Here is a 16513-nt window from a genome sequence, read left to right on the forward strand (position 1 = left end):
TAGTGGAATGTCCAGAACTTTGCGCATGATGTTGGCGGCTTTGGCTCTGGCCGGGCTGACACTGGTGGTCAACTTCGGAGTATTGTCCGGCAGTTGGCGCTGGGATGACCCTCAGGTGTTATTGCATGCTCACCAATTCAGTTGGCTGCAGGATCTGACCCGGCCTGATATCTGGCAACAATTCTCTCCTGCCAATCTCACACCTTTGCTGATTCTCAGTTTTGAGGTGGACCTGATTCTTTTCGGCCTGCAGCCTGCCCTGTTTTATGTCCACCAACTGCTGGCGCTGGCGGCGGGTGCAGGCATGCTGGCCCTTTGTTTACACCTCTGGTGCAGGCCGGGCGCCGCACTGGCAGGTGGTGTGCTGTTTCTCACGGGCCTGCCAGTGATGCTGGTATCGGAACAATTAATGACACGTCACTATGCTGAAGGTCTGGTGCTGGCGCTATTGGCGCTCTACGGCTATGTGCGTTACCTGCGCACTGAGCAGCTTTGGGTGTTGATGCTGGCCAGCGCTGCTTATCTGCTGGCCTGCATGGCCAAGGAAGTGTACGTACCGTTACCTCTGTTGTTGTTGTGCGTGCCTGACGCTAACGTACGTCAGAGGCTAGTGGCCAGCGCACCGTTTTTTGTAATTCTGCTGGTCTACGCGCTTTGGCGTTCTTATATGTTACCCAGTGTCGGTGGTGGTTACGCTGACAGCAGCACATATCTGGATGTTGCTTATCTTGCTCAAGTGCTAGTCAGTTATGCGAGTTTTCCACACTTGTTGACCGGGTCGTTGTGGCTGTTAGCCGTGATTGTTTTTTCGGCACTGACCGTAGTCTATCTGCTCCGCACGCGCCGGTTTCCCTGGCGTGCGTTGGTCGTTGCAGCACTGGTGCTGGGGCCGCTGGCGCCATTGGTCGGTTGGCCTGGCATTCAGCTGGCCGATCGATACCTGTTTGTGGTGTGGGCCGCTTTGTCTTTTGCTGTGGCTTTTATGGCGGATCGTTCGGGACAAAAAACTGCCCTGGCTGCTGTGCCATTGCTGGCCATTGTCAGTGTACTTCACGCGCTGCCGGTTCGCTCCGAAGTGGCAGCCAAGGCTGAAGAGTTTGAAGTTCAGGGGCAATTTATCTGGGTTCAGGACGCCTCGGCAGCATTTGTGCCGACACCGGATGTGGCAGCAACACTGTGGTTTGTGAATGGGCTGCGCGATTTTAAAGCCGGTCTTGGGCTGGGCAGCTCACCTGTGGCTGTTGTCGACAATTTGTACCTGGCCCGGTCTGAGGCGCGACAGCTTTGGGAATGGCAGGCCGATTGTAACTGCATGGTCGATATCTCGGCGCAGATTCCCCAGCGCCGGAGTCTGTTTATCGAGGGTTTGCGACCAACTGAGGCGCTTAGTGTGACTTACGCCTACCAGAATGGCTATTTCAGTTGGGAGTTTGGACCGTGGCAGCAGGGTGGATGGCATCTGGTGTCTGATGAGATTGGTGTGATTCCGGCGCCGGCGAGCGGACAGTTACGCGCAGTGCTTGCTGATAATGCGCTGTTTTACATTCGTTACACATCGCCCGAAGGTTGGTTTACCTACTCGGATCAATTGCAGGTAGTGCGCGATGGGCCGCAGATCTCATGGAGCAGAGGATCCGGTAATGACTGAAATTGCCATCATCATCCCCGCTTTTAACGAGGCAGAAAGCATCAGCAACAGTCTGGAAGTTATCGCGTCACATGTTGACAGGATTCCAGGTATCACATTTAACCTGATGGTTATTGATGATGGCTCGGTGGATGCCACGGCTGATATTGTCAGGGATTATGCAGCGAATAAAGACAATGTGCTGCTGCTGAGTCTGAGTCGGCATTTTGGCAAAGAATCAGCCATCAATGCCGGACTTAACGCAGCCAGGGATTTTGATGCGGCTATTGTTATGGACAGTGACCTGCAGCATCCGCCAGCCATGATTGAGTCGATGATTGAATGTTGGCAGCAGGGCATCAAAGTTGTTGAAGCCGTCAAAGAGTCGCGTGGCAATGAGACACGGACCAAAGGCGTGCTGGTGAAAATCTACTACGGCCTGTTCAATTATCTGACGCGCCTGAATATCTCCGGTGATACTGATTTTAAATTGCTGGATCGAGCGGTGGTGCAGGCGTATTGTGCATTGCCCGAGCATGGACGATTTTTCCGTGGTCTGGTCAAGTGGATGAATTTTCCTTCACAGCAATTGAGTTTTGATGTACCCCCCTCCAGCCGTAAACGCTCCGCCTGGGGCAGCGGCGCGTTATTCCGCTATGCGGTGGCTTCCATCACCTCCTTTACAGCCTTTCCGCTGCAAATAGTTACCCTGCTGGGCGGACTTACTTTTTTGCTCAGCCTGGTCATAGGCGGTATGGCGCTGGCGGACAAGCTGGCCGGCCGCGCCGTGGATGGATTCACGACCGTCATTTTGCTGATATTGCTGATTGGCAGCGTGCTGATGTTCAGTGTGGGTCTGATAGGCATCTACATTGGCCGCATCTATGATGAAGTGAAAAGACGGCCCAGTTACCTGATTGATGAGCAGCGCAGCTTGCTTACAAGGCGCGATAAACATTGACGGAAGCGATGGACTGATGATGAGCAAATACTCGATTGTACTGATGCATGCTTTCCTGCTGGCATCGCTGCTGGCCTTTTCGCATGGCATTCTGAAATGGGTTTCCGTACAGGCACATGATGACTATTGGCAATTGATGTTGACACAGTGGAAAGGCGTGCTGGCAGCGCTGGCTATCTACGGCTTTATATTTTTTTATTACATTCTTGTGCTGCGCTCCAGTCCGGTGTCTATACTCTATCCTGTATACACCGGATTATCGGTGTTGTTTGTGCTGGTGGCAGGCCGTTTGGTATTTCAGGAGCCGGTGGGTATACCCCAGGTGGCTGGCGCGGTCTGCATTCTGGCAGGCATTGTATTAATGGGGGGAGGACGATGAAGCAGAGAATACACAGGGTGCAATCCATGTTTGCCGGTATTGCCTTGCTGGCGATAATGGCCCTGGGAGCAATGGCGAATGCGCAGGATATTGACGCGCTGGCCGAGCGGGTTACAGAATTTACCCTTGATAATGGCCTGCATGTCATTGTCATAGAAAGGCCGGTAGCACCCATTGCTACTTTCGTGACCTTCGTAAACGTCGGTGGTGCCGATGAGCCGGTTAATAATACCGGTGTCGCCCATATCTTTGAGCACATGGCATTCAAGGGGTCGCGTACGATTGGTACCAGTGACTGGCAGGCCGAACTGGCCGCGCTGGACAAAATGGATGCCGCTTACACGGCCTGGCTGGAAGCGGGTTATAATGATGCCCCAGCTGCAGAATTGAATGCTTTGTGGCAGGAGTTCGAGCACTGGCAAGAGCAGGCCGGTCTTCATATTCAGAGCGAGGAGTTTTCCCAGATCATTGAGCGTGAGGGCGGCGTTGGCCTGAATGCATTCACCAGTGCTGATGGCACCGGTTATTTTTACTCCTTGCCGCAGAACAAGGCTGAGTTGTGGTTCTATCTGGAGTCAGAGCGTTTTCGTGATCCGGTGTTTCGGGAGTTCTATGTCGAAAAAGATGTGATCATGGAAGAGCGGCGCATGCGCACCGATTCCAATCCCCAGGGGCGGCTGCTGGAAGAATTCCTGAGTGTGGCCTATTCGGCGCATCCCTACCGCAATCCGGTGGTTGGCTGGGCTTCGGATATTCAGGCGACTACAATTGCTGATACCCGACGCTTTTTTGAAACTTACTACGTTCCCAGTAATATGACGGTTGCGATTGCCGGCGATGTGGATCCCGATGAAATGCGTCGTCTGGCTGAACAGTATTTTGGCGATATGCCGGCGGCGTCGCATCCGCCCAGTGTCAAAACCGTGGAACCGCCGCAGCGCGGTGAGCGGCGATTTGTTATTGAAGACCAGAGCCAGCCTTTGTTTATCGCTGGATATAAAACGGTGGCAGCCGATCACCCGGATGCAGCCGCCCTGGAAATGCTCAGTCAGATCCTGTCGGCGGGACGCACGTCCAGACTGTACCGACGTATGGTGCAGGATGAGCCACTGGCACTGGGTGTTCAGGCATTGACCGGTTTTCCCGGTTCGCGATTCCCCTCATTATTTGTGACATTCGCCGTGCCCAATATGGGTGTGCCGCTGGTGGAAATCGAGCGGGTGCTGGAAGAGGAAATTGACAAAGCGAAGGCCGGGGATATTACACAGCAGGAACTGGACAGAGCCGTCACCAATGCCCGCGCGGGTGTGGTCAGGGGGCTGAACTCTAACATGGGCCTGGCTCTCAATCTGGCCCAGGCGCATGCCCAGCACGGTAGTTGGCGCGAAGCCTTTACCTACCTGGATGATCTGGAAGAAGTGACCCTGTCTGATCTGCAACGTGTAGCCAGGGACTACCTGATCAAAAGCAATCGGACCGTTGGTGTGGTCACCAATGTCGCGGCGACAGGGAGCTGAGCACTATGCAATTGAAAAATATTTTGTCCTTGCTGTGTTTGTTGGCACTGTTGTCATCGGGGATGCTGAGCGCGCAGCAGAAACCGTGGGAGGAGTTTGACTACCCGCCCATCAATAGTTTTGACATGCCAGCCCTTGAGATTTTTGAGCTGGGCAATGGCATCCGTTTTTATCTGGTGCAGGACAGTGAGCTTCCCTTGATTAACCTGACAGCACTGATTCGTTCCGGGGGTGTCATCGTACCGGATGACAAGGTGGGACTGCACTCGATAGTCGGAACTGTTATGCGCAGTGGTGGGAGTCTGCAGTACCCCGGCGACGTTCTTAATGAGTTGCTGGAAGATCAGGCAGCGATTATTGAGGCCGGTTTTGGTTTTACATCTGGCACGGCCAGTATGAATGTGCTCAGTGATGATTTCGCAGAGTTGCTGCCAGTCTTCGTTGATGTGTTGACTCAGCCGGTATTCCCGGAGGATCGTTTGCAGTTGGCGCTCACACAGCAGCGCTCGTCGATAGCCAGGCGTAATGATGATCAGGCCGGAGTTGCCGGGCGTGAGTTTCAGCGGGTGATTTATGGGCAGGGCAGCCCTTACTCTCGCCGTGTCGAGTATGCCACGCTGAACAACATCAGTCGTCAGGATCTGATTGATTTCCACCGGCAGGCGGTTGTTGGCGAAAACCTGATGATTGGTGTCAGTGGCGATTTTGAGCTGGATGTCATGAAGGACATGCTGAGAGAGGCATTTGCAGATATTCCCGCCGGTCAACAGACTGATCTGCAGTTCCCACCGGTCGACTATGACTTTGAATCTGGTGTTTACTTTGTCGATAAATCCGATGTTAATCAGAGTTATGTGTTACTGGGGCATATTGGCGGCATGCGGGACAATCCGGATTACGCTGCCCTGCAGGTTATGAATCGCGTGCTCAGTGGAGGTTTCTCCAGCCGTCTGATGCAGGTGGTTCGCAGCGAACTGGGGCTGGCTTACTCGGTATCCGGCAGCTATGGCAGCGGTGTTTATTTCCCCGGCACATTTACGGCCGCGGTGATGACGCAGAGCTCGACAACTGCGCAGGCGATTGAGGCCATAATCGGCCAGATCGAGCGGTTGCAGGACGAGCCCATTAGCACGGAAGAGCTGGCCCAGACCAAGGATCAGTTCCTTAATACGCTGGTATTTCAGTACCCCAGTGTCAGCTCTGTGCTGCAGGAGCGCATGAGTAATGACTATGCTGGCTTGCCAGTTGATACTTTTGAAAGACTGGTGGACGATATCCGCCAGGTGACCATTGAAGATGTGCAGGACGTTGCGCGTCGTTATCTGCGTCCGGATGCTGTTCGTATTCTGGTTGTTGGAAACGGCAGCGAGCTGGGTGATCAGCTTGACTCATTTGGTCATGTACAGTCCATAGATATAACAATACCGCAATAAGCGCAGACGCCTATGTTACTGAAGCTTGGTCAGCTACAAATAAAAATAAACTGGCTGGTTCTTTTGTGTTTGCTGTCCAGTCTGGGCATGTTTATCAGTCTGGGGTTCTGGCAACTGGATCGTGCAGCCGAAAAACGCGGTGTGGCCAATGCATTGGAGCGCAGGGCGCAGGCGACGGCTCTGCCTTTGGCGCAGGCTGAAAATTCACCGGATTTTGGCGATACCAGTCCGGTTCGGCTTGAAGGCTTTTATGAAAACGAGATACCGTTTCTGATCAGTTTTCAGTTCTGGCGCGGACAGGCTGGTTTTGAGTTGATCACACCTTTCCGTTCCCGGGATGGCAATCTGGTGCTGCTCAGTCGCGGTTGGATCGCGCCGGCTCAGGACGGCGAATTTCCAGAGATCCCTGCAGTGCCTGGTGAGCAGGTTGTTGTTGCACGTGTTCATGCGCCTGACATCGACGTGCCTGCGGCTGAAGTGACTTCCCGGAGCTGGCCAGTACTTCTGTCGCGATTAAACGTTGAGCAGGCAGGACGGTTGCTGGGTGAAAACGTCTACCCTTACGTGCTGCGCCTGGACGCTGACCAGCCTGGCGTTCAGGCTCGTCACTGGCAGCCGCCGAGTATTTCTACAAGAACGCATATTGCCTATGCCGTACAGTGGTTTGGTATTGCCGCCGTTGTCATGATTGCGTCCTTTCTGTATTCAAGTAATTTTTTAAATCTGTGGCGTCAACGACGTCGTGCGGAGACTGAACACTGATGTCCCAGCTATATCTGGTAGTTGATGATCTTGCACAATGGCAGCATGAGATCCAGGGGCAGGCTGTCATCAGTTTTGACAGTTATCTTAGTGAGCACCCGATCAAGGGACAAAAGAAAACCCGCATTATCAATCTGTGTAATACCGATCGATATCTGAGTAAAGGGTATTATTGCTCCTTGCTCGCTGAGGCCAGGGGACACAAAGTGTTGCCACCGGTTAACACCTTGACTGACCTGGCAAGCCAGCAGTTGACACTGGTCATTGCCAGCGAAGTGTTGGCAGATATCAAAAAAAGTGATCTGACCCGAACGGAAGAGGGGCACAGTTTTCGAGTGTATTTCGGACGCAGCTCTTTACCGCAGTTAAAGCAGTTGTCACGGCGATTGTTCGAACGTTTTCCCTGTCCGATTCTGGAGGTTGTGCTCGCACACAATGAAGACGGCTGGCAGGTGCGTTCTGTTAAAGCTATAGCCTATGCTGAACTGGGTGAGACGGAAATACCTTTTTTTCTGGAGGCATTGTCAGTATTCACACAGAGCCAGTGGCTGCGTAAGCGCAGCAGCAGGGCCGGGCGCTGGGATATGGCAATTCTGGTCAATCCCGCCGAACAATTGCCGCCGAGCGACAGCAGCGCCATAAAACGCATGAAGCGTGCGGCAGAAAAAATAGGCTTTGAAGTGGAAATCATCGGTCCCCAGGATTATGCGCGTCTCAATGAGTTTGATGCCCTGTTCATTCGGGAAACCACCGCCATTGACCATCATACCTACCGCTTCGCTCGCAAGGCAGAGATTGAGGGACTGGTAGTGATTGATGACCCGACATCCATCCTGCGCTGCTGCAATAAAGTATTCCTTCAGGATGCATTCAGCTACAGTGGAGTGCCTACGCCACTGACACGAATTGTGTCTGCCTGCGATGATGCGGCCCTGGATGAGCTGGAGCAGGTTTTTACTTATCCTGTCGTGCTGAAAATACCAAACAGTGCGTTTTCGGTGGGTGTGATGAAAGCAGAGAACCGTCAGATGTTGCACGATATGCTGCAGGATCTGTTGACCCGCTCAGCGTTAATCCTGGCACAGGAATACCTTTACACTGAATACGACTGGCGAATAGGTGTGCTGAATAACCGGCCGTTATTTGCCTGCCGGTACTTTATGGCCAAAGGGCATTGGCAGATCTACAAACATGGTGAAGGGCGCATTGGCAGTGGGGGCTGGGAAACATTGCCGACCTATGAGGTGCCCAAATCAGTGCTGGATGCGGCTCTCAAATCCGCACGACTGATTGGCGATGGATTGTATGGTATTGATATCAAGCAGCAGGGTAATAAAGTGTACGTCATCGAGGTCAATGATAATCCCAGTCTGGAGCATGGAGTAGAGGACCAGTTCATAGGCGACGAGCTATACATGCAGATCATGGCGGAGTTTGCCCGGCGACTGGAAAACAGGGGGCGTTGATTCAGACGGGAAAACGCAAGGGCTTTCTTGAGATGATGACAGCCGAGCGCAGTTTGTCCTTTCCAAACTGCGACATGCTGGCAAAGTCGCCCCTTGCAATTGGCAGATCCTCGCAGTCAAGTCCGGTTTGCTCCTCCAGCGACGGGTCAGGGTCGTTGATATAGAAGCAGGCCTCATCGTAGGCAGTGATAGTGACCCAGTGGGGTGCTTTCTTCCTGTCCAGTCTGTAGCTGCTGATCAGCGCCAGGACAATGGCATCTTTTTTGATGGCATGTTCAATATCAAGTTGTGTTACATCGCGGTGCATAATGCGGATATGTTGCTCATGGGTTTGGCGCTCAAATTGAGAGTGCACCAGTGCCATGATGCGCTTCTTTTCCGGATCTCGTACACCTTCAAGAAACAGGGGGCCCGACTGGTTGACAAAAACCTGTGTATGAAAACCGCGTTTTTTTCCTGCCAGCGCCAGACCTAAGGGGTGGCAACCCCCGTGACCGGAGGTCATAAATATTGTGGTGGCTTCCCGCCAGATATCCAGCTCTGTGGTCTGCGATAGTTCAGTCGTGTTATCCAGCGCGGCCATGGCCATCAGCAATGAGGCCGGCCCACAGGTGAAGCCGGTTGTCTGTTGGTACCAGGGCACCTTGTTACCACGCCGGCGTTTGGGTGCATAGCGAATAATTTTCTGCATCCGCAGTGCCGTGCGGTGATCTTCGTAGTAATCTTCGATCTCGTCGAAGGCGCCATAACCTTCGCTTTCGTAAAGCCGGATAGCAGCGGTATTATCCTTGGCCACTTCAAGCCGCATAAAGAAGCGATCGCGAGCTGCAGATGCCGCCTCCAGTGCTCGTAGCAAGGAGCGACCAATGCCAAGCCCCCTTGCACTGTCTGCCACGGCAATTGAGTAAAGTCGCGCAAGGTGTGTGGAGCCGTGAAACAGGACCAGCCCATAAGCCAGAATTTCATCGTTGCGCACCGCCACCATAAATTCCCGATTATCCGCCATAATCCAGTGACGCAAGCGGCGTCGAGACAATCGATCCGTCTCAAAACTGGCAATCTCCAGGGCCTGTAAAGCATTCAGGTCGGCCAGAGTGACTGGCCGAACACGAATCATCTGTCTGGATTTGGGTGATGGCATGTCGCGCAGTTTAATATGCTTTGTGCAAGATGCCTACCGCTTTGCCAGGCGCCTTCGACGCGTCCGCCGTTCAGCCAGTCACCGCAAATGCCGAGCTTCAGGCCGGATTCAAGGCGGCTGACCGGCGCATCAGGCGCATCGCCATTGCGAGCATAACGCCAGCGATGGGCACTGGTCTGTGTCACATTGAAAGCGTTTAATTCAATGCCCGTTAAGCGGGCAAACTCGGCAAGCAGATTCGTCGTGGCCTGTTCTGCGGTTAGCTCAAGATTATCCAGACTCCATTGCTCTGATGCATGCAGTAACCAGCATTCCGCTCCTTTGCGCGAAGGCTTGCTGGTATCGCGTGCGATCCAGCTTAAGGCACCCTCATTGACAAAGGCAGCATCGAAGGACGCTTCCAGGGGGTTATCGCAAGCCAGCATCACGGCCCAGCAGGGTTGCATGCCAAAGCGTTGGATCGCCGCACTCACGTCAGGCGCGGAAGATGACAGTAATTCCGAGGACTGAGGGGCGGGCATCGCACAGACAACCCAATCGAATTGAGCCGTCTCGGTAGCGCCGTTGGCCGACTGATAACCAAGCAGCCAGCCGCCACCGCGACGTTGCAAGGTCTGCACACGACACTGACTCTTGATGTTCAGCCCCTGAGCCATAAAGCGAGCTGGAGCACTCATACCGGGTGTGCCCACAAATCGACGGGTCTCTGATTTTCTGGCGTCTGGCAGATCGGCCGGGCGCTCACCGATAGAAATGATTGTTGCCTGCCATTCGGCCGCCGCTCCTGCCCGTATCCAGCTATCGACTTCGTCCCTGAATTGCGCTGATCGGGCTGTGAAATACTGTGCGCCATGATCGCACTGCCAGGACTCTGTCCGTCGGGTGCTCATGCGCCCACCCAGGCCGCGGGACTTTTCGAATACGGTGATCTCCAGTCCGGCCTGCTGAAGTATTTTCGCGCAGCCAAGGCCAGACAGCCCGGCTCCAATAACAGCAACTTTCATGCGTATATCCTAAAGCATCTCAATGTTTTTGATCACGATGTCGGCGCGCGTCAGGATAGCCTGTTTTTTCCCGGCATCCATGCGCTTCCAATTACGGTAAACCATGCCCATGCGGGGATTGTGCTCCAGCTTTGCCTGGTGGCGGTTGATAAAATGCCAATACAGGGAGTTAAATGGACAACTGTCTGTCTCGGTGCTGGTTTTCACCTTGTAGCGGCACGATCTGCAGTAGTCAGACATACGGTTAATATAACTGCCAGAGGCGGCATAGGGTTTGCTGGCCATCACACCGCCGTCTGCATAGAGGGCCATGCCCAGTGTATTTGGCAGCTCTACCCATTCGTAGGCATCCGCATAAATGGCCAGATACCAGTCGCAAACCTGCTGAGGATCGAGGCCTGCCAGTAGCGCGAAATTGCCAGTAAGCATCAGACGCTGAATATGATGTGCATAGGCATTATTCAATGTATTGTGCAGGCTTTGTTGCATGCATAACATGTCAGTTTTGCCCGTCCAGTAGTAGTGCGGCAGTGGCGTTGATTGCTGTAGATAATTGTGATTTTTATACGTGGGCATTAGCAGCCAATAAAGGCCACGCACATATTCTCGCCAGCCGATAATTTGCCGGATGAAACCCTCGGCGGCATTAAGCGGCACTGCACCATCCAGATAAGCTCTTTCAGCAGCCCTGCACACTTCAATAGGGTCAAGTAGCCCACAATTCAGACTGGTTGACAACAGGCTATGAAACATGAAATGTTGATGCTGGTTCATGGCATCCTGAAACTGCCCGAAGTGTGGCAGGAGTTGACAGATAAAACAGTCAAGCGCTGTCAGCGCCTGCTCTCGGGAAGTCGGCCAAATGAAGCCTGACAGCTCGCCCGGATGTGTGGCGAAGTGTTCTTCAACCAGGCTTAGTACCTCAATGTCGATGGCATCGCGCTGAAATATCAGACGTTCAGGTAATGCCGGACGGCCTTTGTAGGCCTGCCGGTTGTCGGCATCAAAATTCCACTGACCGCCCAGTGGATTGTTGCCGTCCATCAGCAGTCCGGTCTTGCGGCGCACCTCGCGGTAAAAATACTCCATGCGCAACTGCTTCCGGCCCCTGGCCCAGTGGCTGAATTCATCTTTGCTGGTAATAAACCGCGAATCTGGCAGTACCGTAACCCGGCATTGCAGCGCTGTTGGCCAGGCTTCCGTTATCTGTGACTGCAAGCGGTATTCACCACATTCGGTGATGACCAGTTCGGTGGTTTCCGATTGTCTCAGAAACGCGCTGAGTACATCGAGCAGGCTCCAGGCGGTGCTCTGTGGCTGGTATGAGTGATAGCGCAATTGCCAGCCCTGCTGCTGAAGCTCCCTTGCAAAGTGGCGCATGGCGCTGAATAGCAGAGCAATTTTCTGTTTGTGATGTTTGACATAGGTGGCTTCTTCCGCAACTTCGGCCATCACGATCATGTCGCATTCGCGATCAAGTTTTTGTAGCGTTGGCAGGTTGTGGCTGAGCTGATCGCCCAGTATCAGGCCGACTTTCATCGGCGCGGGCAACGATCATCGCAACGCGGCTGGCGGGTGATCCATGCTGAGATACGGTGACGATGTCTGGCAAAAATTCGATAGCAAAAATCAGCCACAGGCTTGATCAGCGGCCAGCGCAGGAAGGCAAACCAGTGCCCCTTGCCAACGGCATGCCAGGCTGCGCAGGTCGCGTCTACGCCATAGACCACAGTGCCATCAGCATATTCGGCGTGCAGGGTCGCGTTAGCAGCTTGCGGGTCGATATGCGGAAACCGCTCACTGAAATCCTGTGCATTGATATCCTGCAATTCGAGTTTGCCTGCGCTGTTAAGTTTGCGCAGGTGCTCGATTTCCATGCAACACAGCGGGCATTGTCCGTCATAGAACAGTCTCACGTTATCCTGCATTGAAACTACCTGTTTGCTGATGAACGAAAGCGGCGGATCTGAAGATCCAGCTCTTTGCTGATGGATTGCAGGTCAGCGCTGAGTCCAGCCAGATCAACGGCCTGAGCCGCGTTGCTGCGGGCGATACCGTCTACTTCAGATAAATGGCGGGCGACGTCATCGCCCACGGCTGACTGCTCTTGAGACGCGGAGGCGATCATATCATTCATTCTTGAGATATTAGCGATCTCGGTGGCCATGCCAGACAGGGTCTGTGTTCCGCCATCGGCGGCCTGCAGACATCGCTGCACCGATTCTTCACTTCGTCCCATGGCGTCTCTTGCCGACTCCGAGGCGCGTTGCAGTTGCTCAATGATGCTCTGGATTTCCTCAGTGGACTGTGCAGTGCGCTGTGACAGGTTCCGCACCTCGTCAGCCACAACGGCGAATCCGCGACCCTGATCACCAGCCCTGGCGGCCTCAATGGCGGCGTTCAGTGCCAGCAGGTTGGTCTGCTCGGCAACGCCTTTGATGACATCAACCACCGAATCAATCTGGTTGGCCAACTGAGCGGTGCCAGTGACCGCTTCGCCCGTCAGGCTGATGTTGTGATTCAATGAGCTGATTTCATCTTTAATGTTTTGCATGGCCTGATTGCCTTTACTCGCATGGCTGTCAGCATTTCTGGCAGCCGCTGCAGCGTTCTCTGCGTTACGCGCCACTTCTGCCGTTGCCGTGCTCATCTCCTGCATGGCCTGTACCATGTACTCGCTCTCGCTGGCCTGGCGTTCAGCGCTGGCACTGACGTTATTGGATTTGTCGGTCAGTGCATCGCCCATTTCCTTGAGCGCACCAAGCCGCGTCTGAACATCGCCGACCAGAGTTTCCAGCTGCGCGACAAATCCGTTAAAAGCCTGCGTTACCGGGGTGTCGAGTTTGACTCGGTAGGACAGGTCAATGGTTTCTGCATCGCGGGTAATCATCTGACTGGCATCGGCCATTGCCTGTCCTTCTGCAGCATCCTGCGCGGACAGCCTGGCCAGATAAACCAGAACACCAGCCTCTGCTATGACATAGCCGGCATGAATAAAAATCATATGCAAATGAGCGTGTTCAGTGACCCACACACCAAAACCGTTTACCTGCAGGTAGAAAAACAGGAAATGATGCACGGCAATGACCGCAGCCGCCGCAATAATAGGCAGCCAGTCGCGATACACAATCAGCAAAGCCAGCAGCACGAAAATCGAAAAATGCATTTCGATCGTGCCATGGCTCTGATGAATATGCAGCGCTGACATGACCATAAAAGCCGTGGCCATCAGGCAGCGATACAGAACGGTACCTTGCTGGCTGGGCAAAAGTGCCGCCAGCAGGGCGAGCGTGCCGCCCCCGACAACAATGGACGTCAGCCATGTACCGTGCCAGGGAGAGAGTGCCAGTGAGTAAAGCTGGCAGATTAACAGGACACCCAGCATGACCCGGTCTGCCCGTCGGTAATAGCTGGTGTTGGCGTTGCTGTGACTGTCACTGCTGATGGAAATCATGTCTTGAATCTCGGGAAGAAGGTGCTCTGGAAGAAGGTCTGCATGCAACCGTTCATTCATCTATATCGGCGTGAAAATCGTTCGCTTTATACGGTCAGTAAATAAAACTGGTTCAGATTGGTTTGTGACAAAGCGGTAATGGATTTGTCATTTTAGTGTCATTCGGTCCTGCTAAAGTCTGTTGCAATACAACTGATAAGTGATAATTCCTGGAAGTAATTTATGCCTGATCAAACACAGCAAGCCAACTCTCGACGCTCCTTCATCAAGGGAAGTCTGACGGGCAGCGCCATGGCGGCCGCTTTGTCATCAGCGCCGTTTGTTAAAGCACTGCAGTCGGCCTCGACACCCGGTCTAAGCTCTCGTCGTACCGAAAGCCCCTATGGTCCCTTGCGTCCGGTTAAGGATGAGGTAACAGGTCTTGAGCTGCTGCAACTGCCAGCGGGTTTCAGCTACGCCACGTTGTCGTGGACGGGCGACTTGATGAGTAACGGTGACGCAGTGCCGCCGGGTCATGACGGCATGGGTGTGATTACTGTTGATGGTGACAATATTGTTCTGGTGCGAAATCATGAACTGGGTGCCGGCCGAATGCTGCCGGCCAGCGCTGTCTATGACGGCGTCAGGTTGGCAACCGGTAATCAGGCGGCGGGTGGAAACACAACGCTGCATTTCTCGCGCGCAACGCGTCGCGAAGTGGCGACAATTCCCAGTCTGGGTGGCACTCTGGCCAATTGCGCCGGCGGTGTGACGCCGTGGGGGACATGGTTGTCCTGCGAGGAAACTGTTAATGACATGACGGCCGACGGTGGTCGTCGCCACGGCTATGTGTTTGAGGTCCGGGCAGACGCTGAGCAGACCACGGCGGTACCGATCGTTGGCATGGGGCGTTATAAACACGAGGCCGCTGCTGTTGATCCGGTGACCAGCTTTGTCTACCTGACGGAGGACAATCGCAATCGCTCGCCTCTCTACCGCTACCTGCCTGATGATACCAGTCAGCAAGCCGGGTCGCTGGAGCAGGGAGGGCGCCTCCAGGCCGCCAGAGTCAAGGGTGTGCATGCTGCCGACTTGCTGACACCAGCACTGGGTGAGGAGTATGACCTGGAATGGATTGATGTGGCGGACCCTGATGCTGATCCTGTCGGCGATAGCAGCGGCCCATGTGTGCAGGCGCGGGCTGGCGGGGCGCTGACCATCAGTCGTGGCGAAGGCATCTGGTACGCCGACGGGCTGGTTTATATCGTCGATACCAGCGCCGGGTATGATGACGAAGGCCGGCCAGGACATGGCAATGGCGCGGTCTGGATGCTGGATCCGCAGCAGAATCGCCTGCGCTGTATTTTCGCCTCAAGCGATGAGGTGATGGCCAATAATCCTGACAACGTCACCATCAGCCCAAGAGGTGGCATCGTTATGTGTGAAGATGGTGGCGGCGTGCAAGATGAGTTTGGTTTCGGCGAACGTGTCATGGGGTTGACGCCGACCGGTGACAGCTACATATTCGCAAAAAACAACATTGTGCTCTCGGATACCGACATCGCTGTCAGCGGCAAAGTGGCTGAACCGGGAGACTATCGGAATCGCGAAATCGCAGGCGCCTGTTTTGACCCGTCAGGTGAGTTTCTGTTTATCAATATCCAGACTCCCGGTATAACGTTTGCGATCTGGGGGCCCTGGGACCGCGGACCGATTTAAGGCGGGTCAGTCTGCTCCTGGCGGCGAGTGCCGGCCAGGATGCCCGGCAGGGCATAGTTACCCTCGTGGCAGGCGTATTCGTAGATACGGTCGCCAGGCGGGCGGGCATACAAGACCATTTCCGCCGTCCACGTCTGTGTGTACGCCACCGGGTCGTCCATGGTGAAGCTGTAAACAATCTCCTGCGGTGACACCATGCGCAAACGTTCGGTGACAGTCAGCCCCGGGCCGGAGCCATAGTGCGACTGCTGTGGATGCATATTGCGGGTGGTCACAACCAGAGTGTCACCTTCCCAGCGTCCGACGGAATCCCCCATCCACTTGATCATCTCAGCTGGCTGATGTTCTCCGTCTATCCGTATGATGCGTGCATCGTGCATCATTTCCGCGATAATCACGACATAGTCCGGGGTCTGCACAATCTGGTAATTGTTGTTATAGATGATCGGCATCATCGGCGGCCCGGCGCTGGAGTTTGACGTGCGGAAATCGTAAAACAACAGACAGCGTTCGCCTATGGTGGCCATTTCCGGTCCCAGGAAGGCGTCGTCACCATGCTCATCCCGCCAGCGCTCCATCAGGTTCTGTTCCGGTGCATTTTCCCGAAAGGGAATCTGGCCGTCCGGCGGATCGATAATCATTGACGTGCGATACTCCCCGTCGATCTGTACCACCTGAGAGCCACGGTCCAGCCAGAAAGTGTTATAGGCTGCCGCCGTATTGCCATCAGTGGGCGGCGGGCGATCAGGGTCGCTGGGTGCATTGGCGCGTTCTTCGCGCAAAAGCGCCTGACTCTGCATCTCCTGTGCCTCCTCCTGGCTCATGTTCTGGCGCAGACCGAATCGCTGCGGACGCTGCAGCGGCGTCTGGGTCGCGTTAGTCCAGATGCCTTGCAGGTCCGGCTGTCCCGAAGCTGTGCGAGGCAGTTCTGCTGCATGCAGCAGCCCGGCCAGGGAGACCGTCAGGGCGAGGGCTGGTCGCAATAAACTGATCTTCCTCATATCGTTATCCTGCTGGTGGGAGGTACCAGGGTAACGTACCGCGCTTGGGCTTTTCGGGCAAATAATTAAT

General features: G+C 54.4%; 14 protein-coding genes. 8 read left to right on the plus strand and 6 right to left on the minus strand.

The window, feature by feature from the left end; genetic code table 11:
• Positions 1 to 7: 7 nt before the first annotated feature.
• From PS2015_RS02850 to PS2015_RS02880, 7 genes are read left to right on the plus strand one after another with little or no spacing between them, the layout of a single operon-like run.
• The gene (locus PS2015_RS02850; protein ID WP_058020773.1) at positions 8 to 1648 is read left to right on the plus strand and encodes a hypothetical protein; all 1641 of its coding nucleotides are present in this window, start codon (positions 8 to 10) and stop codon (positions 1646 to 1648) included.
• Positions 1641 to 2588 carry a glycosyltransferase family 2 protein gene (locus PS2015_RS02855; protein WP_058020775.1) on the plus strand — a complete coding sequence of 316 codons (948 nt, stop codon included), beginning with the start codon at positions 1641 to 1643 and terminating at the stop codon, positions 2586 to 2588. The genes PS2015_RS02850 and PS2015_RS02855 overlap by 8 nt, the downstream gene beginning before the upstream one ends.
• 16 nt (positions 2589 to 2604) lie before the next feature.
• The gene (locus PS2015_RS02860; RefSeq protein WP_058020777.1) at positions 2605 to 2967 is read left to right on the plus strand and encodes a DMT family transporter; all 363 of its coding nucleotides are present in this window, start codon (positions 2605 to 2607) and stop codon (positions 2965 to 2967) included.
• Positions 2964 to 4484, plus strand: coding sequence for a M16 family metallopeptidase (locus PS2015_RS02865; protein WP_156412637.1), 1521 nt, complete (start codon positions 2964 to 2966; stop codon positions 4482 to 4484). The genes PS2015_RS02860 and PS2015_RS02865 overlap by 4 nt, the downstream gene beginning before the upstream one ends.
• 5 nt (positions 4485 to 4489) lie before the next feature.
• Positions 4490 to 5917 carry a M16 family metallopeptidase gene (locus PS2015_RS02870; protein WP_058020780.1) on the plus strand — a complete coding sequence of 476 codons (1428 nt, stop codon included), beginning with the start codon at positions 4490 to 4492 and terminating at the stop codon, positions 5915 to 5917.
• A 12-nt stretch (positions 5918 to 5929) separates the two neighbouring features.
• On the plus strand, positions 5930 to 6679 hold the full coding sequence (locus PS2015_RS02875; RefSeq protein WP_058020782.1) for an SURF1 family protein: 750 nt from the start codon (positions 5930 to 5932) through the stop codon (positions 6677 to 6679).
• Positions 6679 to 8145: a RimK family ATP-grasp domain-containing protein gene (locus tag PS2015_RS02880; RefSeq protein ID WP_058020784.1), complete on the plus strand. Its 1467-nt coding sequence runs from the start codon at positions 6679 to 6681 to the stop codon at positions 8143 to 8145. The genes PS2015_RS02875 and PS2015_RS02880 overlap by 1 nt, the downstream gene beginning before the upstream one ends.
• Before the next feature lies 1 nt (position 8146).
• Here the strand turns inward: PS2015_RS02880 and PS2015_RS02885 are convergent, their stop codons facing one another.
• From PS2015_RS02885 to PS2015_RS02905, 5 genes are read right to left on the minus strand one after another with little or no spacing between them, the layout of a single operon-like run.
• Complete coding sequence (locus tag PS2015_RS02885) at positions 8147 to 9286, minus strand: GNAT family N-acetyltransferase/peptidase C39 family protein (RefSeq protein WP_237113364.1); 1140 nt, start codon at positions 9284 to 9286, stop codon at positions 8147 to 8149.
• Complete coding sequence (locus PS2015_RS02890) at positions 9259 to 10290, minus strand: NAD(P)/FAD-dependent oxidoreductase (RefSeq protein ID WP_058020788.1); 1032 nt, start codon at positions 10288 to 10290, stop codon at positions 9259 to 9261. Before PS2015_RS02890 ends, PS2015_RS02885 begins: the two co-directional genes overlap by 28 nt.
• A gap of 9 nt (positions 10291 to 10299) precedes the next feature.
• Positions 10300 to 11829 carry a cryptochrome/photolyase family protein gene (locus tag PS2015_RS02895; protein ID WP_058020790.1) on the minus strand — a complete coding sequence of 510 codons (1530 nt, stop codon included), beginning with the start codon at positions 11827 to 11829 and terminating at the stop codon, positions 10300 to 10302.
• Positions 11826 to 12218, minus strand: coding sequence for a thiol-disulfide oxidoreductase DCC family protein (locus PS2015_RS02900; protein ID WP_058020791.1), 393 nt, complete (start codon positions 12216 to 12218; stop codon positions 11826 to 11828). Before PS2015_RS02900 ends, PS2015_RS02895 begins: the two co-directional genes overlap by 4 nt.
• Before the next feature lie 5 nt (positions 12219 to 12223).
• The gene (locus PS2015_RS02905) at positions 12224 to 13744 is read right to left on the minus strand and encodes a methyl-accepting chemotaxis protein (protein ID WP_058020793.1); all 1521 of its coding nucleotides are present in this window, start codon (positions 13742 to 13744) and stop codon (positions 12224 to 12226) included.
• 222 nt (positions 13745 to 13966) lie between these two features.
• On the opposite strand from PS2015_RS02905, the gene PS2015_RS02910 reads away from it, so the two are divergent.
• Positions 13967 to 15442, plus strand: a complete 1476-nt coding sequence (locus PS2015_RS02910) for a PhoX family protein (protein WP_058020795.1) — start codon at positions 13967 to 13969, stop codon at positions 15440 to 15442.
• Here the strand turns inward: PS2015_RS02910 and PS2015_RS02915 are convergent.
• A complete protein-coding gene (locus PS2015_RS02915; protein ID WP_058020796.1) occupies positions 15439 to 16443 on the minus strand; it encodes a hypothetical protein in 1005 nt (334 codons plus the stop codon). The genes PS2015_RS02910 and PS2015_RS02915 overlap by 4 nt on opposite strands.
• Between the last annotated feature and the right edge of the window lie 70 nt (positions 16444 to 16513).

It is taken from the genome of Pseudohongiella spirulinae (assembly GCF_001444425.1).
Lineage (GTDB): Bacteria > Pseudomonadota > Gammaproteobacteria > Pseudomonadales > Pseudohongiellaceae > Pseudohongiella > Pseudohongiella spirulinae.